This window comes from Sorangium sp. So ce363 (assembly GCF_051520435.1).
GTDB classification, from domain to species: Bacteria; Myxococcota_A; Polyangia; order Polyangiales; family Polyangiaceae; genus Sorangium; species Sorangium cellulosum_B.
This window is the reverse complement of record NZ_CP150333.1, coordinates 3,763,055-3,781,958: the sequence shown is the minus strand read 5'-3', so window position 1 is coordinate 3,781,958 and position 18,904 is coordinate 3,763,055. Positions and strand designations below refer to the sequence as shown.

At 72.5% G+C, this 18,904-nt stretch carries 16 protein-coding genes; 6 read left to right on the top strand and 10 right to left on the bottom strand.

The window, feature by feature from the left end; all coding sequences use genetic code 11:
* Positions 1–3 precede the first annotated feature (3 nt).
* The 7 genes from WMF12_RS14495 to WMF12_RS14465 form a co-directional block, all read right to left on the bottom strand.
* On the bottom strand, positions 4–432 hold the full coding sequence (locus tag WMF12_RS14495) for a DoxX family protein (protein WP_437872079.1): 429 nt from the start codon (positions 430–432) through the stop codon (positions 4–6).
* A gap of 131 nt (positions 433–563) precedes the next feature.
* Positions 564–1,412, bottom strand: a complete 849-nt coding sequence (locus WMF12_RS14490; protein WP_437872077.1) for an ABC transporter ATP-binding protein — start codon at positions 1,410–1,412, stop codon at positions 564–566.
* A complete protein-coding gene (locus WMF12_RS14485) occupies positions 1,409–2,314 on the bottom strand; it encodes an ABC transporter permease (protein WP_437872075.1) in 906 nt (301 codons plus the stop codon). The genes WMF12_RS14490 and WMF12_RS14485 overlap by 4 nt, the downstream gene beginning before the upstream one ends.
* Positions 2,311–3,750 carry an ABC transporter substrate-binding protein gene (locus tag WMF12_RS14480; protein ID WP_437872074.1) on the bottom strand — a complete coding sequence of 480 codons (1,440 nt, stop codon included), beginning with the start codon at positions 3,748–3,750 and terminating at the stop codon, positions 2,311–2,313. Before WMF12_RS14480 ends, WMF12_RS14485 begins: the two co-directional genes overlap by 4 nt.
* A 4-nt stretch (positions 3,751–3,754) precedes the next feature.
* On the bottom strand, positions 3,755–4,750 hold the full coding sequence (locus tag WMF12_RS14475; protein WP_437872073.1) for a HEAT repeat domain-containing protein: 996 nt from the start codon (positions 4,748–4,750) through the stop codon (positions 3,755–3,757).
* A gap of 21 nt (positions 4,751–4,771) precedes the next feature.
* The gene (locus WMF12_RS14470; protein ID WP_012235387.1) at positions 4,772–5,056 is read right to left on the bottom strand and encodes a 4Fe-4S dicluster domain-containing protein; all 285 of its coding nucleotides are present in this window, start codon (positions 5,054–5,056) and stop codon (positions 4,772–4,774) included.
* A gap of 40 nt (positions 5,057–5,096) precedes the next feature.
* Positions 5,097–6,830: a fumarate reductase/succinate dehydrogenase flavoprotein subunit gene (locus tag WMF12_RS14465; protein WP_437872072.1), complete on the bottom strand. Its 1,734-nt coding sequence runs from the start codon at positions 6,828–6,830 to the stop codon at positions 5,097–5,099.
* 485 nt (positions 6,831–7,315) lie between these two features.
* Between WMF12_RS14465 and WMF12_RS14460 the strand changes: the two genes are divergently transcribed.
* The 5 genes from WMF12_RS14460 to WMF12_RS14440 all read left to right on the top strand — a co-directional run bounded on the left by WMF12_RS14460 (position 7,316) and on the right by WMF12_RS14440 (position 14,892).
* On the top strand, positions 7,316–11,800 hold the full coding sequence (locus tag WMF12_RS14460) for a serine/threonine-protein kinase (protein WP_437872063.1): 4,485 nt from the start codon (positions 7,316–7,318) through the stop codon (positions 11,798–11,800).
* A 46-nt stretch (positions 11,801–11,846) separates the two neighbouring features.
* Positions 11,847–13,133 carry a patatin-like phospholipase family protein gene (locus WMF12_RS14455; RefSeq protein ID WP_437552608.1) on the top strand — a complete coding sequence of 429 codons (1,287 nt, stop codon included), beginning with the start codon at positions 11,847–11,849 and terminating at the stop codon, positions 13,131–13,133.
* 550 nt (positions 13,134–13,683) lie between these two features.
* On the top strand, positions 13,684–13,935 hold the full coding sequence (locus tag WMF12_RS14450) for a hypothetical protein (protein ID WP_437872047.1): 252 nt from the start codon (positions 13,684–13,686) through the stop codon (positions 13,933–13,935).
* A 4-nt stretch (positions 13,936–13,939) separates the two neighbouring features.
* Positions 13,940–14,167, top strand: a complete 228-nt coding sequence (locus WMF12_RS14445) for a hypothetical protein (protein ID WP_437872043.1) — start codon at positions 13,940–13,942, stop codon at positions 14,165–14,167.
* A gap of 23 nt (positions 14,168–14,190) precedes the next feature.
* Entirely contained in the window at positions 14,191–14,892 is a 702-nt protein-coding gene (locus WMF12_RS14440) for a hypothetical protein (RefSeq protein WP_437872039.1), read from the top strand.
* 37 nt (positions 14,893–14,929) lie between these two features.
* On the opposite strand, the gene WMF12_RS14435 is transcribed toward WMF12_RS14440, so the two are convergent.
* The 3 genes from WMF12_RS14435 to WMF12_RS14425 form a co-directional block, all read right to left on the bottom strand.
* Positions 14,930–15,448 carry an HNH endonuclease gene (locus WMF12_RS14435; RefSeq protein WP_437872036.1) on the bottom strand — a complete coding sequence of 173 codons (519 nt, stop codon included), beginning with the start codon at positions 15,446–15,448 and terminating at the stop codon, positions 14,930–14,932.
* A gap of 12 nt (positions 15,449–15,460) precedes the next feature.
* A complete protein-coding gene (locus WMF12_RS14430) occupies positions 15,461–15,817 on the bottom strand; it encodes a hypothetical protein (protein WP_437872033.1) in 357 nt (118 codons plus the stop codon).
* Positions 15,818–15,881: 64 nt separating this feature from the next.
* Positions 15,882–18,152, bottom strand: coding sequence for a PilZ domain-containing protein (locus WMF12_RS14425; RefSeq protein ID WP_437872029.1), 2,271 nt, complete (start codon positions 18,150–18,152; stop codon positions 15,882–15,884).
* Positions 18,153–18,531: 379 nt separating this feature from the next.
* Between WMF12_RS14425 and WMF12_RS14420 the strand changes: the two genes are divergently transcribed.
* Entirely contained in the window at positions 18,532–18,888 is a 357-nt protein-coding gene (locus WMF12_RS14420; protein ID WP_437768380.1) for a hypothetical protein, read from the top strand.
* Positions 18,889–18,904: the final 16 nt, after the last annotated feature.

Below are 18,904 nucleotides of genomic sequence, written 5' to 3'. Positions count from 1 at the left end.
CGCTCAGCGCTGCTTCGTCCCGAAGACCGCCGCGTCGACGGAGAGCCTCCCCGGCCCGACGAGGAGGAGCGCAACGGAGATGGCGAGGTAGACCGCCGCCGTCTCGTAAGCGGGTCCGCCCATCGCGAAGAACGGATCGCCGCGCGACACGTGCATCAAGACCGCGACGACCATGGTGGCGACGAGGCCCAGCGACGCGACCGGCGTCAGGAGGCCGAGGATCCAGGCAAGGCCGCCCCCGAACTCCGAGAGCGCGGCCAGCCCTTGCAAGAACCCCGGAACGGGCGCGGTGGGCCCCATCCAGCTGAAGGGGGCCTGGATCTTCCCCCAGCCGTGAAACATGAACGCGACGCCGATAACGACGCGCAGCGCGAGCAGCCCGACCGAGGCCGAGAACGGCACGTCGGTTACCCGCAGGAATCTCTTGAGCATCGGGATCACTCCTCTCGGCCTCGGTAGTAAGGAGGAACGCCCGGGACATCAAGCGCGTACGAGAGGACCGGACCCGCCGGACCCGAGGCGCCGCGCCCCCGCGGCCCGGGCCCGGCGCGCCGGCCCGCGCCTCACGCGCTGGTCTGGGCCTCCAGGTCGTGGCGGTGCGCGGCGGCCGCGCGCTCGTCGCGGAGGGCCTCGAGGCACCGCCGCTTGATCGCCGCGAACTCGCCGGAGCCCACGATCGCCGCGGTCCTCGGCCTCCCGAACGGCACCGCGATCTCCGCGCCGACGCGGCAGGGGCGGCGGGTCATGAGGGCGATGCGGTCGGACAGGAAGATGGCCTCGTCGATGTCGTGCGTGACGAACAGCACCGTCGTGCGCACCTGGCGGAAGACGTCGAGCAAGAGCTCCTGCATCGAGAGCCTGGTCTGGGCGTCCAGCGCGCTGAACGGCTCGTCCATCAGCACGACGCGCGGCTCCGTGATCAGCACGCGCGCGATCTCCACGCGCTGCTGCATGCCGCCGGAGAGCTGCGCCGGATAGGCGTCCTCGAACCCCGACAGCCCGACGAGCGAGAGCAGGCGCCTGGACGCCTCCCGGCGCTCGCGCTCGGGGACGCCGCGCACCTTGAGGCCGAAGCCGACGTTGTTCAGCACCGTCTTCCAGGGGAGCAGCGAGCTCTGCTGGAAGACCATGCCGCGCGCCGGCCCCGGCCCCTCGACCCGCTCGCCGCCGACGACGATGCTGCCGCGCTCCGGCGCCACGTACCCGGCGACGGCGTTCAGGATCGTCGACTTCCCGCACCCGGACGGGCCGAGGAGGCTCACGAGCTCGCCGCCCTCGACGCGGAGGTCGAGGTCGCGCACCGCCTCGACGCGGCGGGCGCCCGTCCCGAGGGCCACGGACAGGCCGCGGATCTCCACGGCGCCCCCCGGGCTCTCCCGGCGCGCCGCCGCGCGGTTCGCGTCGAGCGTCATCGGCCCTTCTCCTGGGGCTCTTGCCACGGGGTGAGCCACGCGCCGGCCCGCAGGACGAGCGCGCTGCTGAGCATGCCGAGCAGGCCGATGAGCAGCATGCCGAGGACGATGTCCGGATAACGCTGCAAGTTGTACGACTCCCAGGTGAAGTAGCCGATGCCGTACTGCCCCCCGATCATCTCGGCGGTCACGAGGCAGAACCAGGACGTCCCCATGCCGATGCTCATCCCCGTGACGATGCTCGGCAGCGCGCCCGGCAGGACCACCTCGAGGAACAGGCGGAGCGGGCGCGCGCCCAGGCTGCGGGAGCTCGCGATGAGCCGCGGATCGAGCGCGCCCACGCCGTGGATCGTCGCGATCAGGATCGGGAACAGCGCGCCCATGTACGTGATGAAGATCATGCTCAGCTCGGCCGACGGGAACATCAGGATCGCGAGCGGGAGCCAGGCGACGCCGGGGATGGGGCGCAGGATCTCGAGCGGCGGCAGCAGGGTGTCCTCGGCGAGCCGCGACCTGCCGATGAGGAGCCCGAGCACGACCCCCGTGGCGCCCGCGGCGGCGAACCCCGCGAGGACGCGGAACACGCTGTTCCCGAGGTGCTGCCACAGCTTCGGCGAGGCGAAGAGCTCCCGCGCAGCGGCGAGGACGTCGGTCGGCGCAGGCACGTTGAGGAACGTGACGACGCCGAGATCCGCGCGGGTCATCGACGCCCACTGCCAGAGGCCGACGCACGCCGCCACGGACAGGGCGCGCAGGGAGGCGCGGCGGAGGTCGCGGCGCGTCGTCGCCGGCGCGGGGGACGGCGCGCCCCGCCGGGCCGCGCTCGCCACGGCGGGCGCGAAGGCCGCGCCGCCGGCGAGCTCCGCCCCGGCCGGCGCGCTGCGCTCGGAGATCATCGTCATGGCGCCGCCGCCGTGAGCTTCGCGCGCTCGGCCCGCAGGGTCGCGAAGTCGACGACCGCCGCGCCGTTCTCCGCGGCCCACCGCTCCGCGTCCTCCTTCGCCAGGAACGCCGACAGGCCGCCGTCCGGGCGCCTCGCGTACCACGCGCGATCGGCCAGGAGCTTCACCCCGCTCGCGCGATCGTGCACGAACACCGCGCGGATCTCCTTGCCCTCGGTCGTCAGCTGCCCGAGCGCGGCGAGCGCCGTGCCCGGGCTGGCGTACGCGCGCACCTTCGGCTCGCCCGCGACCCAGATCTGCGCGGCCAGCGTCGGCTCGGCGATCGGCTCCCCGGACAGCGCGTCCTTCCCGGACAGCGGGAGCTTCGCGTAGCTCGCGAGCCGCGCCTCGTAGTCGAGCCCGAGCTCCGCCGCCGCGCGCCGGATGTACCGGTCGTCCACGAACGTGCCGACATCGAGGGTCGTGTCCGTGCGCTTCAGCAGCGTGAGCGTGTCGACCGCCACCTGGAGGGCGCGGCGGACCTCGGGTTTGATCGTGAAGTCCCGCGTCTGGATGCCGAGCGGTCCGTGGAACATGTAGGCGACCTCGGCGTCCACCCCGGTCACCTTCTCGATGAGCTCGCTGTACTTCTCGGGCTCCTCCGCGAACAGGCGGTCGGCCTCGAGCGCCGCCTTGAGGAAGGCCACGACGATCTCCGGGTATTTCTCCGCGTACGCCTCGCGCACCAGCACGCCGTGCGCCGTCGGCACCTTCACGCCGGAGCCGTCGTAGATCTTCCGGGCGAAGCCGCGGAAGGGGAAGAGCTCAGCGAACGGGACGAAATCCGCGTGCGCGTCGATCTTGTTCGCCTTGAGCGACGAGCCGCCCACCTCCGGCGACTGCGAGACGAGCGTCACGTCCCTGTCCGGGTCCCAGCCGAGATCGCGGATCGCCCGGAGCAGCATGCCGTGGGCCGACGACCCGAACGGCACCGAGATCTGCTTGCCCTTGAGGTCCTTCAGGCCCTGGGCCGGGGAGTCGCTCGGCACGACGATCCCGTTGCCGCTCCCCAGCGCGCTGCCGGAGAGCGTGGCGATGAAGCGGCTGCGGCTCCCCTGCTTCTGGAACGCCACGCCGTTCAGCACGCCGGGGAAGTCGGCCATCGCGCCGATATCGAGCTTCTCGGCCACCATCTCGGTCGTCAGCGGCGGCCCGGAGGTGAAGTCCTTCCACTCGATCTCGTAGGTGACGTCCTTGTACTTGCCGTCCCTCGGCAGGTGCTTCTCGAGCAGCTTGAGCTCCCGGATGAGCAGCCCGCCGGTGGCGCAATTGATGGTCGTGTCCTGCGTCCCGATCGCGATCCGGATCGTCTGCTTCGCCTCGGGCTTGCACGACAGCCCGGCGACGACCGCCGCGAGGAAGCTGAGGAAGGCGAGCGCGCGGAGTGCCCTGGTCATCGGTTCAATCCCTCGCAAAGGTCTCATGTCGTTCGTTGCCTCGTCCGATTCCCGTCCGGATGGCCTCGAGCGCGCGGCCCGCCGCCTTCCGCACCTCGACGTCGGCGTCGCCGAGCAGCCGGCGGAGCGGCGCCTCCGCGGCCGCCGCCTCGATCTCGCCGAGCGCCTGCGCGGCCGCCTTGCGCAGATCCGCGAGATCGCTCCCGAGCAGCCCGACAAGGTCCTCCGTGGCCGAGGCGGCCCGGAGCCGCCCGAGCGCGAGCGCCGCCTCCTTCCGGACCTGCCAGGCGCCGTCGTCGAGCGCGCTCCGGAGGTGCGGCGCCGCGAGGCCGTGCGCCGAGCGGCCGAGCACGATGGCGGCCTCGACCCGCACCCGCCAGTCCGGATCGGCGAGCAGCCCCACGAGGTCCTGGACGAGCGCGGTATTACCCCGCGCGCCGAACGACTCGAGCGCGCCGATCGCCACCTGCCGCACCCGCGCGTCGGGATCGCGCAGGCTCGGGCGGAGCGCCGGCGCGGACTCGGGCCGCCGCAGGTAGGCCAGGGCGAGGACCGCCTCGCGCCGCACCTCGGGATCCGGGTCGCCGAGCGCCCCTTCGAGGGGCGCGAGCGCCCGCGGATCGCGGATCTCGCGGAGCGCCACGATCACCGAGGTGCGGACGAACGGGCTCGTGTGCCCCAGCGCGTCGATGAGGTGCGTGGCGGCGTCTGCCCCGCGGATCTCGCGGAGCGCCGTGGCGGCCGCCTCCCGCACGCGGGCGTCCTCGTCGTCGAGCGCCCCGACGACGGCGGGCACCGCGCGGGCGTCGCCGAGATCCTCGAGGTGCCCGAGCGCGAGCGCCCGCACCGTCGGATCCTCGTCGCGGACGGCCGCGATCAGGGGGTGGATGATCTCCGGATCCGAGAGATCCTCTATCTGCGTCAGCGCCAGCTGGCGCGCGCCGGGGTCGGGATCCCCGAGGATGCCCTCGAGATCCTGCGCGAGCGAAGGCTGTGTCATGTCGTCTCTGCCGTGGGGTCGTTATCGGATGAGAAAGGGGATCTTCACGGTGATGGCCTCTTTGGGGCAATCGATCTCGCACGCGAGGCAATACCAGCACTCGTCGTAGGCCATTCGGGCCTTCTTCGTCTCGGGATCGATCGCGAGGCAATCGACCGGGCACGAGTCGATGCAGATGCGGCAGCCCTTGATGCACGACGCCTCGTCGATGACGACAGGCAGATCGAGCCGCACGGCGGCCTCGGCGTGGCCCACGGACCTGGCGCTCTGCGCCTTGACGGATTCGCGGTTGAGCAGGTGACCCATCGCTTGATTGACCTCGTGTTCTCGCGTTCTCGCTCGCTCGTCAGGCCGACGCGCGCTGCTCCTCGGCCGGGATGCGCAGCCGGTGGTAGGCCGCGCGCTCGCCGTCGTCGATCGGGAAGAGATAAGGCTCCACCGGCCTCTTGAAGGCGACCATCTCGCCGCGCTCGTCCTTCTTCAGGTGCACGTGCGTGAACCAGCTTCGGTCGTCCATCTCGGGGTAATCGAGCCGGTAGTGGTAGAGGCCCCAGCGGCTCTCGGTCCGGTACAGCGACGCGCGCGCCGCCATCTCCGCGCAGTCGCGGATGAAATGGCACTCCATCACCCGCATGAGCTCGTGGGGGCTCTCCGCGGTGACCTCCTCGAGCTCCTCCTTCGCCCGCAGGAAGTACTCGAGCCCGAGCGTCATCTTGTTCCCCGTCTTGGGCGGCTGGAGATAATCGTTCACCAGGCGCCGCACCTTGTATTCGTACTGGTGCGGCGCCACCCCGCTCCGCCGCGAGAGGGGGGCGAGGATGCGCTCCCGCTCGGCGTCGACCGCGGCGGCGAGCGGCTCGACCGCGGGCGCGCGCTCGAGGTAATCGAGCGCGCTCTGGGCGCAGATCTTCCCGTAAGTGAGCGCGCCGAGCAGGTAGTTGTGCGGCACGCACGCCATGTCGCCGGCGGCGTAGAGCCCGGGCACCGTGGTCTCGCCCTTCTCGTTGACCCAGACCCCCGACGCGCTGTGCCCGCTGCACAGGCCGATCTCGGAGATGTGCATCTCGACGAGATCGCTCGCGTAGCTGTGCCCCCTCCCCTCGTGGAAGCGCCCGCGGCTCGGGCGCTCCGTCTGGTGCAGGACCCGCTCGACCTCGGTGATCGTCTCCGGGGCGAGGTGGGTGAGCTTCAGGTACACGGGGCCGTTCGCGGAGTGGAGCTCCCGGTAGAACTCGAGCATCATCTGCCCGCTCCAGTAATCGCTCTCGATGAAGCGGTGCCCCCGCGCGTTGACCGTGTGCCCGCCGAGCGGGCCTGTCACGTACGCGCACGCCGGACCGTTGTAGTCCTTGATGAGCGGGTTCACCTGGAAGCACTCGATGCCCGAGAGCTCGGCGCCCGCGTGGTACGCCATCGAGTAGCCGTCTCCCGCGTTGGACGGGTTCTCGTACGTCCCGTGGAGGTAGCCCGACGCCGGCAGCCCGAGCCGCCCCGAGGCGCCGCAGCACAGGATGACCGCCCTCGCCTTGATGATCTCGATATGTCCTTCCCGGGTGTCGAAGCCGATCACCCCGGCGACGTGCCCGTCGGTCACGAGGATCCGCGTCGCCATCACGCGGTTGACGACCTTCACGCCGGCGCGCTTGACCATGCGCGTCAGGATCTTCTTGAGATCGTAGCCCTCGGGCATCGGGAGGACGTAGCTCCCGTTGTGGTGGACCTTCTTGACGTCGAAATCGCCCGATCGCGTCTTCTGGAACTTCACGCCCCAGGAATCGAGCTCCTGGATCATCGCGAAGCTGTTGCGCGCATATTCATAGACGGCGCGCTGGTTCACGATGCCGTCGTTGGCCACCGTGATCTCCTTCACGTACTGCTCCGGCGTCGCGTGCCCTGGGATGATGGCGTTGTTCAGCCCATCCATGCCTATCGCGATGGCGCCGCTCCGCTTGATATGCGCCTTCTCGAGGAGGACGACCCTCCCCCGGGGCAACCGCTGTTGCGCCTCCACCGCTGCAGTGGAGCCTGCGCTGCCGCCGCCCACGACGACGACGTCCGCCTCTGTCACGCGAATGTCCATTACAAGCCCTCAAGGTTTCAGGCGCGCGCACACGACGACCCCACCGCCTCTCGGCCCAATGGGCCAACAGCCAGCGGCCGGGGTCGGACGCCCGGCGTCTCTCATCACAGACGCGGCATCCGTTTTAACAGACGGCCTGTGCTTCGGCAACCGCTTTGTTGCTGCTGGCGCAGCACCGGCCGGGTGTCGGGCGCCGTGGGAGGGCGCCTTGCAAGCGACACGTCAGGGTCTGGCGGCGCCGCCATCGCGGATGTGCGGCGCGCAGGCAGGCTCACCCCCGGCGGGGATCCCCGAGCCACCCAGAAAGATTCGCCTTTCCACCCTGGTTGTCTCCCCGGAGACGCGGGCGGGACGCTACCATGCGGGTCAACCCGTAGTCCTCCCATGGATCGGGGGAACCGAGCGCGGACCTCGTTCATCACCGGTCACCCGATTCACCGCGCTCGGCGCCTCCCAGCCAGGGCGCCCGCGCGCCGCTTCGCTGCATGGCCAAGCACCCGTCCCAGCTCGCCGACCTAGAGATCCAGCGCCGCCTCGGCGCTGGCGGCATGGCGGAGGTCTTCCTCGCCAAGAAGCGGGGCGCCGAGGGGACGTACAAGCTCCTCGTCGTCAAGCGCATCCTCCCCGCGCACGGGGCCTCGCGGCGCTTCCGCGCGATGTTCGTGGAGGAGGCCCACCTCGCCACGCGCCTGAACCACCCGAACATCGTCCAGGTCTACGAGTTCTCCGACCACGGCGAGGACGGGCTGCTCCTCTCGATGGAGTACGTCGAGGGCTTCGACCTCGGCAAGCTGATGCGGGCCGCCCAGCAGAAGGAGTCGCGGATCCCGCCGCTCGTGTCGGCGTTCATCGTCTCCGAGGCGGCGAAGGGGCTGCACTACGCCCACGAGCGCAAGGACGAGGGCGGCATGCCGCTCGCCATCGTCCACCGCGACGTCTCGCCGCAGAACATCCTGCTCTCGCTCGAGGGCGTCGTGAAGATCGCCGACTTCGGCATCGCCAGCGCCAACCTCTTCCGCGAGGAGCCCGGCGTGCTGAAGGGCAAGTTCGGGTACATGTCGCCCGAGCAGGCGCGCGGCGAGCGCGTCGACCGGCGCAGCGACATCTACGCCCTCGGCGTCGTGCTCTACGAGCTGCTCGCCATGCGCTCGCCGTACGGCAAGCTCGACGACGAGGCGCTGCTCCAGGCCGTGAAGGAGGGCCGCTTCGACCCGCCGTCGTCGCACGCGCGCGACATCCCCGCGGAGCTCGAGGCGATCGTGATGCGCGCCATGGAGCGCGAGCCCGAGGCCCGCTTCCAGACCGCGCGCGACCTGGCCGGGGCGGTCGCGCGCGCTCTGCTCGCGAGGCAGGAGCTCGTCGACAACGCCTCGGTCGAGCAGACCGTGGCCCACCTGCTCGGCCGCGACCGCGCGGAGGAGGCGCGCGAGGGCGCCGCGCGCCGCGTGGAGGGCGCGGAGGGCGCGGAGGAGCAGCCCGCCGACGACGGCTCCGTGGCGCAGCCGCAGACGCTCGCGGCGGTGCCGGCCGCGCGCACCGGAGGCGACGCCGAGGGCACGGGCGCGCCGCGCGCCGTGCGCGAGGTGCGCCACGTCGCCGTGGTCACGCTGCGCATCGAGGGCGTCGACGCGCTGCTCGGGGCGCAGGGCCGGCTCGCCGGCAAGCGCAGCGGGCGCTCGATCCGCACGACCCTCGACGCGATCGCCTTCAAGCACGGGGCGATCTGGTCGTGGGAGTCGCACGCGAGCGCGCGCGCGGTGGTCGGGCTGCTCGCGAACCCCTCGCGCGCCGCGGCCGACGCGGCCTCGCTGGCGGTCGACGTGCATGAGGCGCTCGCCGGCGCGTCGGAGGACCTGCCCGTCGAGCTCCGCGCCGCGATCGGCATCGTCCGCGGCATCGCGTACGGCGAGCGCGACGAGCAGGGGCACCTCATCAACCACGCGCTCAAGGAGCCCGCGAACTTCCTCGCCGAGCGCATCGGCAGCCGCACCCCGTTCGGCAAGACCTGGGTCGCGGGCGGCGTCTACCGCCTCGTCCGCCGCGACTTCCGCTGGGGCGACGCGCCCTCGCTCGACCTCGACGACGCCCGCGGCTACCCGGTCCCGCACCAGATGCGGCTCTACGCGCTGCAGCGGCCGCTCACGCGCGAGGAGCGGATGGCGGAGATCGCGCTCTCGCCGAACGACCTCGTGGGGCGCGACGCGGAGCGGGCCGATCTGCACGCGGCCTACCACCGGGCGATCTCGCCGCCCGTGAAGGGCAACGTCGAGCCGCCCGCGCGCTTCGGCGAGAGCGAGCCGCCGGGGAGCCGGCAGAGCAGGCCCCCGAGCATCTCGAGCAGGCCCTCGATCCCGCCGGTCGGCGCGCTCCGCGGCCAGTCCGTGGCGCGCGTCATCGTCGGCGAGATGGGCATCGGCAAGAGCGCGCTCATCTCCACGTTCCTCTCGGAGCTCCCCGGCGACGCGCGCGTGCTCCACGTCGAGTGCTCGCCCGTGAAGAGCGAGCTGCCGCTCGCCACGGTCTGCGACGTGCTCCGCGACGTCACCGGGATGGGGCTCGACCACGCGATCGACGACGCCTCCCACGTGATCCGCGCCCTGCTCGGGCCCATCGCGCGCTCGCCGCTCGGCGCGCGCATCGTCACGCGGCTCGCCGAGCTCGTCACGGGCAAGCAGCTCGAGCACCCCGAGGAGGAAGCGGCCGCCTACGGCCGCGACGTGGTGGTGCGGGGCGTGAAGTACCTGCTCGGCTCGCTGGCGCGCCACCAGCCGCTCGTCGTCGTCATCGACGGCCTCCAGTGGGCCGACCGGCCGAGCCTGGAGCTGCTCTCGGAGCTCCTGAAGCAGCGCGCGGAGCGGCTCCCGGTGCTCGTGCTGCTCCTCACGCGCCCCGAGGAGCGCGTGACCCCGTTCATCGAGGGGCTCGTGCGGATCGAGCTCCGCGGGCTCAGCGCCGAGGAGCAGATGCGCCTCGTCGAGGCCCGCCTCGGCGTGCGCGACGGGGTGGCGGCCGTCTGCGGCGAGCTCGTGCCGCGCGTCGCCGGCAACCCGTTCTTCCTGCTCGAGATGATCGACGCGCTCCTCGAGCGGGGCACGCTGGAGATCGTCGAGCACCCGGGCGGGCGGCACGAGCTCGTGCGCCACGACCGGACGGGGGATCGCGGCGAGCCGCTGCCCTCGACGCTGGAGCAGCTCATCGGCGACCGCCTGCGCGAGCTGCCGCCGGCGGAGCACGACGTCGTGAACTGGCTGGCGGTCGCGGGGGGGCCGCTGCTCAAGGACGACATCCTGAACCTGACGCGGCTCGCCGACGACGAGGCGGTGACGCGCCTCTGCGCCCGCGGCCTGTGCGATCGCCGCGCCGGGGCGGTGGACTTCCGGCACCCGCTCGTGCGCGACGTGGCCTACCTCGCGCTCGACGGCGCGAGCCGCGTGCGCATGCACCGGCGGCTCGGCGAGCACCTCTCGACGACGCCGCTCTCGCAGGGGCTCTCGGCCGCGATCGTGGCGCAGCACCTCGCGCGGGGCGAGGCGCCCGGGCCGGCGGCGGAGCTCTACCTCGACGCCGCGCGGGCCGCGCGCGCGGGGCACCAGGCGCAGCTGTCGCGGCGGTACTACGAGCGCGCGCTGTCGCTCCTGCCGACCGGCGACACGCGGCGGATGATCGCGCACGAGGCGCTGGAGGCGATCTTCCGCCACCTCGGCCGCCGCCGCGACCGGCGGCGGCACCTCGCGGCGCTGCGCCAGCTCGCGAAGGAGAGCGGCCACGCCCGCTGGGCGGCGCTCGCCCTCGTGCGCACCGCGCGGTTCGACCTCGACGACGGCTACCTCGCCCGCGGCCTGCCGGTGGCGCAGCGCGCGGCCGAGATCGCGCGCATCGCGCGCCGCCCCGCGCTCGAGGTCGAGGCGCTCACGATCCTGTCGGAGGTGCTGCGCGAGCTCGGCGACGTCCAGGGCGCGATCAGCGCGGCGGATCGCGCGCTCCGGGTGACGCAGGCGGGCGGGCTGACGCCGCGGGCGCGCGCGGAGGTGCTGCGCACGAAGGGGGTGCTCCTGCGCCGGGTCGGCCGCGTGCAGGAGGCGGTGGAGGCCTACGCCGAGGCGATCGCGGTGTTCCGCGCGGTGGGGGCGCGCCGCAGCGAGGCGCGCGCGAAGAACTCGCTCGCGGTGGCGATGTTCGTGCTCGAGCGCTTCGAGGACGCGATCGCGGTCGGGCTCTCGTCGATCTCCATCGATCTCGCGATCGGCGGCCGGTTCCAGATCGCCAAAACGTTGAGCAACATCGGCCACGCCTACGCGAAGCTCGGGGACGTACCGCGGAGCCTTGCGTACATGAAGCGGGCGCGCGAGGCCCACGAGCGCTATGACGATCAGGATGCGCGGGCCGACACGCTCCTCTGCTCGGCAGGGATCCTCCTCGAGGCGGGCGACGTCGACGCCGCGCACACGCTCTGCGCCGATGCGGGCGCGCTCATCGCGGTGACCGGCAGCGTCTACGACATGATCCACGAGCGCAACGTCCGCGGCCTGCTGGCCAGGGCGCGAGGCGATATCCAGGGCGCGATCGCGAACGCCTCCGAGGCGCGGCAGCTCGCCGAGTCGCAGGGGCTGATGAGCTACCACGCCCACGCGACGGCGATCGAGGCGGCGTCGCGGGTGGACGCGGGGGAGGTCCACTCCGGGGTGCTGCTCGCGCGGACGGCGCTCGGCGCTGTCGAGGCGGGCAGCTCGGAGTACGGCATCGAGGTGCGCGACCTCTGCTGCGAGGCGCTGCAGAAGGGCGCGCCGGCGAGCTCGACGGACGCGTACCACCGCGCGGCGGCGCACGTGCGGAGGGTGGCGGGCTACATCCGCGACGCGCGGCTCAGGGCGCTGTTCCTGGAGCGCACCGTGGTGCGGCGGGTCCTCGCCGCGGAGGCGGACGGACCGGCGGCGGCGCACGACCCGCTCCGCCGCGGGGAGATGGCATGACGGGAACGGGCGCGAGGCACGACCCGCTCCGCCGCGGGGAGATGGCATGACGGGAACGGGCGCGAGGACCGGGGCGAAGCCGCGGCGCAAGGTGGCGGTGATCCTCTCGGGCGGAGGCGCGCGGGGCGCGTACGAGGTCGGCGTGCTGTCGTACGTCCTCGACGCGTTCGCCCGCCTCCGCGGGGCGCCGCCGCGCATCGACATCCTGTGCGGGACGTCGGTGGGCGCGGTGAACGCGTGTTACCTCGCGGCGCACCTCGACGATCCGACGCTGGGGGTGCGGCGCCTCGTCAACCTGTGGACGCAGCTGAAGCTGGAGACGGTGCTCGGCTTCGGGGTCCGGCAGGCGATCTCGATGCCGAAGCTCCTGTTCGGGGGCGGGTCGGAGGGGGTGGGCCTGTTCGATGTCTCGCCAATGCAGCGGCTCGTCGAGCGGGAGATCCCGTGGCGCGCGATCGCGCGGACGCTGCGTCACGGCTACCTCTCGGCGGTGAGCGTGTCGGCGACCGAGATCGGGACGGGCCGCACGGTGATCTTCATGCAGACGGGCCCGGACGGGGCGCTGCCGACGACGGCGCCGCCGCGGACGATCATCCGGGGGGCGCTGATAGGCCCGCAGCACGCGCTCGCGTCCGCGGCGATCCCGATCCTGTTCCCGCCGGTGCGGATCGGCCGCGATCTGTACATGGACGGGGGCGTGCGGCAGAACACGCCGATCGCGCCGGCGCTCCGGCTGGGGGCGACGCACGTCCTGGCGATCGGGCTGTCGCGCGAGGTGCGGAGCATCGACGCGGGGGACAGCGGCAAGCCGCCGGGGATGGCGCTCGTGCTCGGCAAGGTGCTGAACGCGTTCCTGCTCGACCACATCCAGACCGATTTCGAGGTGCTGACGCGGGTGAACCACATGATCGAGGACGGGGAGCAGGCGTTCGGCCCGGATTTCCTGCAATCGATCAACGGAGCGGCGGCGCTGCGCGGGGCGCTGCCGTACCGGCGGGTGGAGACGCTGGTGGTGCGGCCGAGCGCGGATCTCGGGCGCCTGGCGGCGGAGCACGTGAGGGCGGGCAAGCTGCAGGGCGGCCCGGCGATGATGCGGAGGCTGCTCTCGCTGGTGGACGTGGGCGCGGAGAACGACGCGGATCTCGCGAGCTACCTCCTGTTCGACGGCTCGTTCACGCGGAAGCTCATCGAGCTGGGGCGCGCGGACGCGGAGGCCAGGCGGCACGACGTCGCGGACTTCTTCGGGAGCGCGGCGGAGGAGGCAGAGCCCAGGCTGTCGGACAGCGCGGAGTGGTCGATCCCGCCGCCGGTGGGGCCGGGGAGATCCGTGTAGCGCCGCGGCGGCGGAGGTCGTTCGGTCGCGCTCAGGGCCCCAAGCGCGACCCCCTCCCCCAGCGTTCACCAACGTGAACGTGGTCGTGGTCGTGGTCGTGGTCGTGGTCGTCGACGACACGATCGTAGACGTCAACGTTCCGCCGGTACCTTGATCGACGATTGACGGGACGAGACGTTCACGTTCACGACTGAGCCGTTAACGACCACGACCACGACCACGACCGCAGTGGTGGCTGCTGGGGGCTGGCTTGGGGCCCTGAACGCGCATGGTTAACACCTATGCCACGGGGGCCTACCGCGGCTGCCGTGGATGGGGAATCAAGGAGGACCTTCGGCGACGTGGGCCCAGGGCGCGGACAGTCAGCGCGCGTCGCGGCCCCGGCGGCCCCCTCAACGGTCCGGACCCATTGTGCCCCCCCTGGCGGCGCCCCCTTCCAACGGATCCGGTCCGCTTCGCCCCCCCCGGCGGCACCCCCAGGCCGAAGGCAAAGTATCTCGGAGAACACGATCTCAACGAGACCGTCGACGATATCCCCCTTGTGAGTGACATGCTTGTCGAGGAACATGGCCTCGACGTGCAAGCGCTGGCCGACAGCCCGCATCGTCACGGCGTCAAGGCCGGCCTCATCGACGAAGCGAAGCACCGCCCGCAACACCCGATCCCGCGACAGAGGCATGCGCGGGTCGGCCCCACCGCCCCGCTCCTGCGCATCCATCCATCCATCGACCGAGCCTTGCGCGGCGTCCGTGGCGAGCGCTTCCGGGAGCTCGACCCAAGCCTGCTGGGTATGCCTCCATAACGCCATGACCCCTCCCTGCTTCGCCGTTGACAAGATTACACAACAAACCCATTGTCTATCGCCTCGTCACTCGAAGGCTCACACAACGCCAGCGTGCCTGTCCTTCACCAAGGCTGACGCCGCTCCGATCGCCGGCATGACGGCGTTCAAAGGGCTGCACGACGTCGGGAAGAGCCGCGCTGGCAAACGCGTACTCGTCGGCGTGCGCGACAAGATCGCCGTCACCGGCTGACGGCTCGGATTGGAGCGAGAACCATGACCATCAACTCGAAGATCCTGATCACTGCGCTGGGAATGGGAATACTGGGTTGGGCTTCCGTGGCGCGCGCCGAGGCTCCCTCCGCAGCACCCGAGGCGGATCGCGCTCCGAACGAGTTCGCCCCGGCCCTGCGCCGCGGGGAATGGCTCTCGTCTCTGGGGTTGCACGCTTCGCTCGGCCTCGCCTTCGGCGGCGATGAGCTCGCCGAGCTCACGTACTCGGACGGCTCCACGACCGCCGTCCACGCCGGAGAAGGGATCTCCCTCTCCGGTGGACTGACCTGGACGCCTCTCTGGCTCGGAGATCGCGTGGGACTCGGTCTCGGGCTGGACGCCGGGTGGAAGTACAAGAGCACGCTCGTCGACGCCGATGGCTCGATCAAGCTGGAGCGCATCCCATTGATGGCCTCCGTCCGAAGCCTGGTGGCAGTCGACAGCTCGTGGCACGGCGTCCTGGCCGCGGGCGGGATCCTGGAGATCAACCCGCACCTCTATGGCGACGGCGTCCTCGGCGGCGCCGATGCTCGGTTCGACGACGCCCTGGGCGGCATGCTGGAGCTGGGCGTTCTGTGGGGTCGTCCGAAAGGCTTCGGGTTCGAGATGACCGGGCGCTGGACAATCCTGAGCTACGAGTACATGGGCGAGAGCAGCAACGCCAGCAGCGGGTCCGTCAACCTGACGGTCCACTTCTTCCTCTGAAGAGGAGAGGAAAGCGCCGAGCCCGGATTCGACCGGTTCAGGGCTCCCCGGGGCGCCCCTTCGACCGGCGCTCGATCTCATCCGCGGTCGATTCCAGCGCCGCACGCAGATCGAGCACCGCCCGCTCCAACTCCTCGACGCGCCGGCGGCTCACCGCGAGCTCCGCTGTAAGCGTCACCTCCGCCTGCCGTGCGAGCCGATAGGCCACGAGCTGCGGGCGATTCAATCGCAGGCGCTGGACGAAGAACTCGCCTGCGGGGGTGAGGCCAACGAGATGTCCGTCGTCGCTCTCGTGCAGGTGCTGCGCCAGATTATCTCGCCCGGGATGAAGCAGGCGGACATAAGGAGGATCCTGCTCGTGCCAGTAGGCGCCCTTGTGTTCGTTGCACCTGGCACAGCAGTAGACGAGGTTCGCCACGTCATCGGTGCCTCCATGCGCGCGCGGGCGATGGTGGTCGACCGTCAGCGTGGCCCCGACCGCATCCTCGTGCACCCCGCAGTAGGCGCAGCGCGCTCGAAAGCCCTCCCGGACCAGCGCGCGTAACTCATCGGCCACGCGACTACGCCCTCAGCGGGCCGGGGCGAGATCGTGCCCCATGAGGCGCCGGTAGTCCTCCGCCAAGGCCGCGTTCTTCTCCCGCAGCTTCTGGAGGTAGGTGGTGGCATCTGCCAGGAGCCCTTCCTGCTCGGCCACGATGCGCGCCAGGGCGTCAGCCTGGGATTCGATCTGTGCCTTCTGCGCCGCGAGGTGCTCCGCGCGTGCCGCTGCCAGCTCCATCGCCGGGCGCAGGGCGTCGGCCTCTTCCGCGTCGAGATCCTCGAACAGACGAGAGAGCTCCGCGCGCTCGGGGTCCGTCAACGTCCCGCGCGCCTCGGCCGCGCGGAGCGCCTGGAAACGCCGGCTCTTCTCGTCGTTCCACCGCACCCCAGGAGAATGCCACGCCGAGGACGGCGCGCCAACCTGGCTAGTTCCGCCCGGCCCGCGCCCCTCAGCGATCCTTGTCCTTCTTGCCGCTCCCCTTCTCGCTCTTCTTCTTGGCGTCGTCGACCTTCTTCTTCTCGTGCTTCTCGTTCTTCTCGGGCTTCGACTTCGACGCCACCTTCTTCGACTCGCCGCGGCCGAGCGAGATCTCCAGGCGATCGCCGCGCGCCTTCGCCTTGTAGGCGGGCACGCCGTCCTTGAACTGCAGGGTGACCTCCGCGCCGTGCGCGGTGTTGACCACGCGCACCGACGCGATGCGCTTGTCCTTGCGGGCGAGGCCGCTGCCCGACGACAGCGCCCGCCGATCGGGCAGCGATACCGTGAAGCCCATCGCGCCGGCCGCGCCGTTCAGCTCCTCGATCGGGCCGTCCATCTTGAGCTTCAGGACGATGGGGTTCCTCACCGACCCCTGCCCCCACTCCCGCGGCCCCTCCTGGTCGCCGTCGTCCGCCGCTTCCACCTCGTCGTCCTCGCCCGGGCCGCCCGGGACCGCCGCGCCCGGCGCGAGCGCGTCGCCGGCCAGCGCGCTCGGCTCCGCCGGCGGCGTCGGCGGCACAGGCTCCGTCGTCGACAGGGGCGTCGCGCCGAACAGCGGGACGTTCGCCGTGAGCGCGCCGCCCGGCGCTGCAGCCGGCCCCGCGGCCGCCGCGAGGGCAGGCGCGCCGGAGGACGCCGACGCTGGCAGCGCCGGCGCGCCCGCGGCCGACTCGGCCCCGGCCGAGGGCGCGTCGCCGCCCCGCAGGCCCAAGAGGCGCGCCGCCCCGAACACCACGAGCACCGCCGCCAGCCCAAGGAAGCTGCCGACCGCGGCCGCCTTCTTGTTGAAGCGCGGCGGCTCCCCGCCCTCGCCCGCCGCCTCCTCGGGCTCCTCGCGCACCAGCCGGCGCCCGCCGGACTTCAGCGCGCCAGCCGGCGGCGGCGCCGTCTTGCGGCGCGGGCCGCCGTCCTTGCCCGACCCGTCGCCGTCGCCTGCGCGCGCGGCGCGCCGCGCCTTGATCCTCGCCACGAGGCCCGCCATCGCCGTGGCCGCGCGCGCCCCGGCGCCGGCGAGCGCGGGCGCGATCTTGCCCGCCACCGCCTTGCCCGCCATCGCGGCCTTCTCGCCGACCTCGCGCAGCCGGCCCGGCTGCGCGTCGGCAGCCGCCTCGGCGCCCGCGTCCTCGGCCGCGCTCCCCGCGGAGGACGGCGCTCCGTCGTCCGCGGAGGGCGGGGCCGCCTCGGCGCCCGCGCGCGCCTCCCGGGCCGAGAGCGCCGGCGACACGTCGCTGTCGTGGTCGTCGTCCGCGTGGGCCGCCGCGCCGCCGCTCGCGCCCGAGGGGGCGCGCTCGCCCCGAGGCTCGGCCGGCGGCGCCGAGGACGGCCGCGCCGTCGCGCGCTCGCCCTGATGATCGCGCGCCGGAACCGTCGGTGCCGTGGAAGGCCGCGCAGCCGCGCGCTCGCTTTGATGATCGCGCGCCGGGACGGTCGGCGCCGACGACGGTCGCCCAGCCGCGCGCTCGCCCTGCGGCGGCGACGACGGCGCCCGCGCGCCGGCGTCGTGGGAAGATCGCGCCGGGGCCGGGGGAAGCGCCTCGGGCGACGAGGGCCGCGGCCGCGGCGCCCTGGCCGCGCGGGGCGCCTCGTAGGCCAGCGTGACCACGAGCTGCGGCACGCTCGTCGTCGGGTCGACCTCGACCCTCACGTGATCGATGTACGCCTCGCGGCGCGTGCCCTGATCGACCTCCTCCAGCTCGAGGGAGCGGCCCACCTTGAGGAACTCCAGGTTGGAGCCGACCTCCAGGTCGTCGAGCCCGCCGCCGCGCACGCGCGCCTTCATGGGCGAGCCCAGACCCTCGATGTGGAGCCGCACGCGGGAGCCCCGCTGCGCGGCCCCGGGCGACGCGGCCGCGGCCTGGACGGCGAGCGCCGGCGCGGGGCCCGCGGCGCCTGCGCCGCCCGCGTCGATCGACGAGCACATCGCGCGCACCGCCTCCTCCGACCCGGCGTCGAGGCCGGTGAAGCGCAGGCCGAACTCGCCGCCGCGCGCCTGCTCGGCGCGCCAGCAGACCTCGCCCTCGACGACCAGCTCCTTGCCGAGCCCGTCGAACCGGCAGATCAGGGCGTCGCCGACCCGCGGCAGGTACGCCGTGCGCAGGCGCATCCCCTCGGGGGACATGTCGATCGACTCGGCCTCGAAGCCGCCGCCCGACGTCTCACCGACCGCGACGAGCGCCTCGACGCGGACCCGCTGCCCGGCGCCAGCGCGCCGCTCGCCGCCGCCCTCGCGCTCTCTGTCCAAGGATTCCGGCGCCTTGCGAACGCCCTCTCCCTCTGCGCCTCGACCGTTCATACGCCCATTCCTCCGCCGCGAAGCCGCGTCCGCCGTCGCGGGCCCTCCGCGGTGCAAAGGGCCCATTGGCCGGCAGTACGGCGTAAGCCGCGCGCTGGCCAAGTTTTGGAGGCCCCGGCCACGCGCCATGCGCCACGCGCCACGCGCCACGTGAATACGCGCCGCCGTGATGCGCAGCGTTGCGGCGCGGCGAGCGACGGAGCAACGGGGGCGGAGGCGGTGTGCGATGGGCGGCAGGCGGTGACAGGCGGTGACAGGCGGTGACAGGCGGCGATCGAGCGCTCGCTTCACCTGGCGCTCGGGGGGGCAAACGTGGGAAACTCTCGCGATGGGCAAGGACGAGCCCCCGCAGAACCAGGACACGCCCGCGCCCGCCGCGAATCAGGATGTCGTCTTCATCCATAGCCCCGTCGAGCAGGGGGAAGGCTTCCGGGTCATCCGGAGCCGGGAGGACCGGCTCGAGATCGGCGAGCTGCGGCCCACCGAGCACGGGCGCCCGCTGAACGGGGAGCTCGTGAAGCTGACGCAGCGGTCCGAGCACGCGCGGCTCTTCGACGTGGAGGTGCTCCTCCCGGCGGCGCGCGAGTCGCCCCGGTCAGGCCCCGCGCAGGTCGCGACCGACGCCTACCGCTCGAACTGGGAGGCGATCTTCGGCCCGCGAGAGGCGAACAAGCTCGCCAACTGAGCGCCTGCGATCGCGG

What these genes read in the sequence shown, in the direction of transcription:
- WMF12_RS14420 (WP_437768380.1), top strand. Translation starts at nt 18,532, where the DNA reads ATGGGCAAGGACGAGCCCCCGCAGAACCAGGACACGCCCGCGCCCGCC.
- WMF12_RS14480 (WP_437872074.1), bottom strand. Translation starts at nt 3,750, where the DNA reads ATGACCAGGGCACTCCGCGCGCTCGCCTTCCTCAGCTTCCTCGCGGCG.
- WMF12_RS14470 (WP_012235387.1), bottom strand. Translation starts at nt 5,056, where the DNA reads ATGGGTCACCTGCTCAACCGCGAATCCGTCAAGGCGCAGAGCGCCAGG.
- WMF12_RS14455 (WP_437552608.1), top strand. Translation starts at nt 11,847, where the DNA reads ATGACGGGAACGGGCGCGAGGACCGGGGCGAAGCCGCGGCGCAAGGTG.
- WMF12_RS14485 (WP_437872075.1), bottom strand. Translation starts at nt 2,314, where the DNA reads ATGACGATGATCTCCGAGCGCAGCGCGCCGGCCGGGGCGGAGCTCGCC.
- WMF12_RS14475 (WP_437872073.1), bottom strand. Translation starts at nt 4,750, where the DNA reads ATGACACAGCCTTCGCTCGCGCAGGATCTCGAGGGCATCCTCGGGGAT.
- WMF12_RS14440 (WP_437872039.1), top strand. Translation starts at nt 14,191, where the DNA reads ATGACCATCAACTCGAAGATCCTGATCACTGCGCTGGGAATGGGAATA.
- WMF12_RS14490 (WP_437872077.1), bottom strand. Translation starts at nt 1,412, where the DNA reads ATGACGCTCGACGCGAACCGCGCGGCGGCGCGCCGGGAGAGCCCGGGG.
- WMF12_RS14445 (WP_437872043.1), top strand. Translation starts at nt 13,940, where the DNA reads ATGACCCCTCCCTGCTTCGCCGTTGACAAGATTACACAACAAACCCAT.
- WMF12_RS14450 (WP_437872047.1), top strand. Translation starts at nt 13,684, where the DNA reads ATGCTTGTCGAGGAACATGGCCTCGACGTGCAAGCGCTGGCCGACAGC.
- WMF12_RS14460 (WP_437872063.1), top strand. Translation starts at nt 7,316, where the DNA reads ATGGCCAAGCACCCGTCCCAGCTCGCCGACCTAGAGATCCAGCGCCGC.
- WMF12_RS14495 (WP_437872079.1), bottom strand. Translation starts at nt 432, where the DNA reads ATGCTCAAGAGATTCCTGCGGGTAACCGACGTGCCGTTCTCGGCCTCG.
- WMF12_RS14465 (WP_437872072.1), bottom strand. Translation starts at nt 6,830, where the DNA reads ATGGACATTCGCGTGACAGAGGCGGACGTCGTCGTCGTGGGCGGCGGC.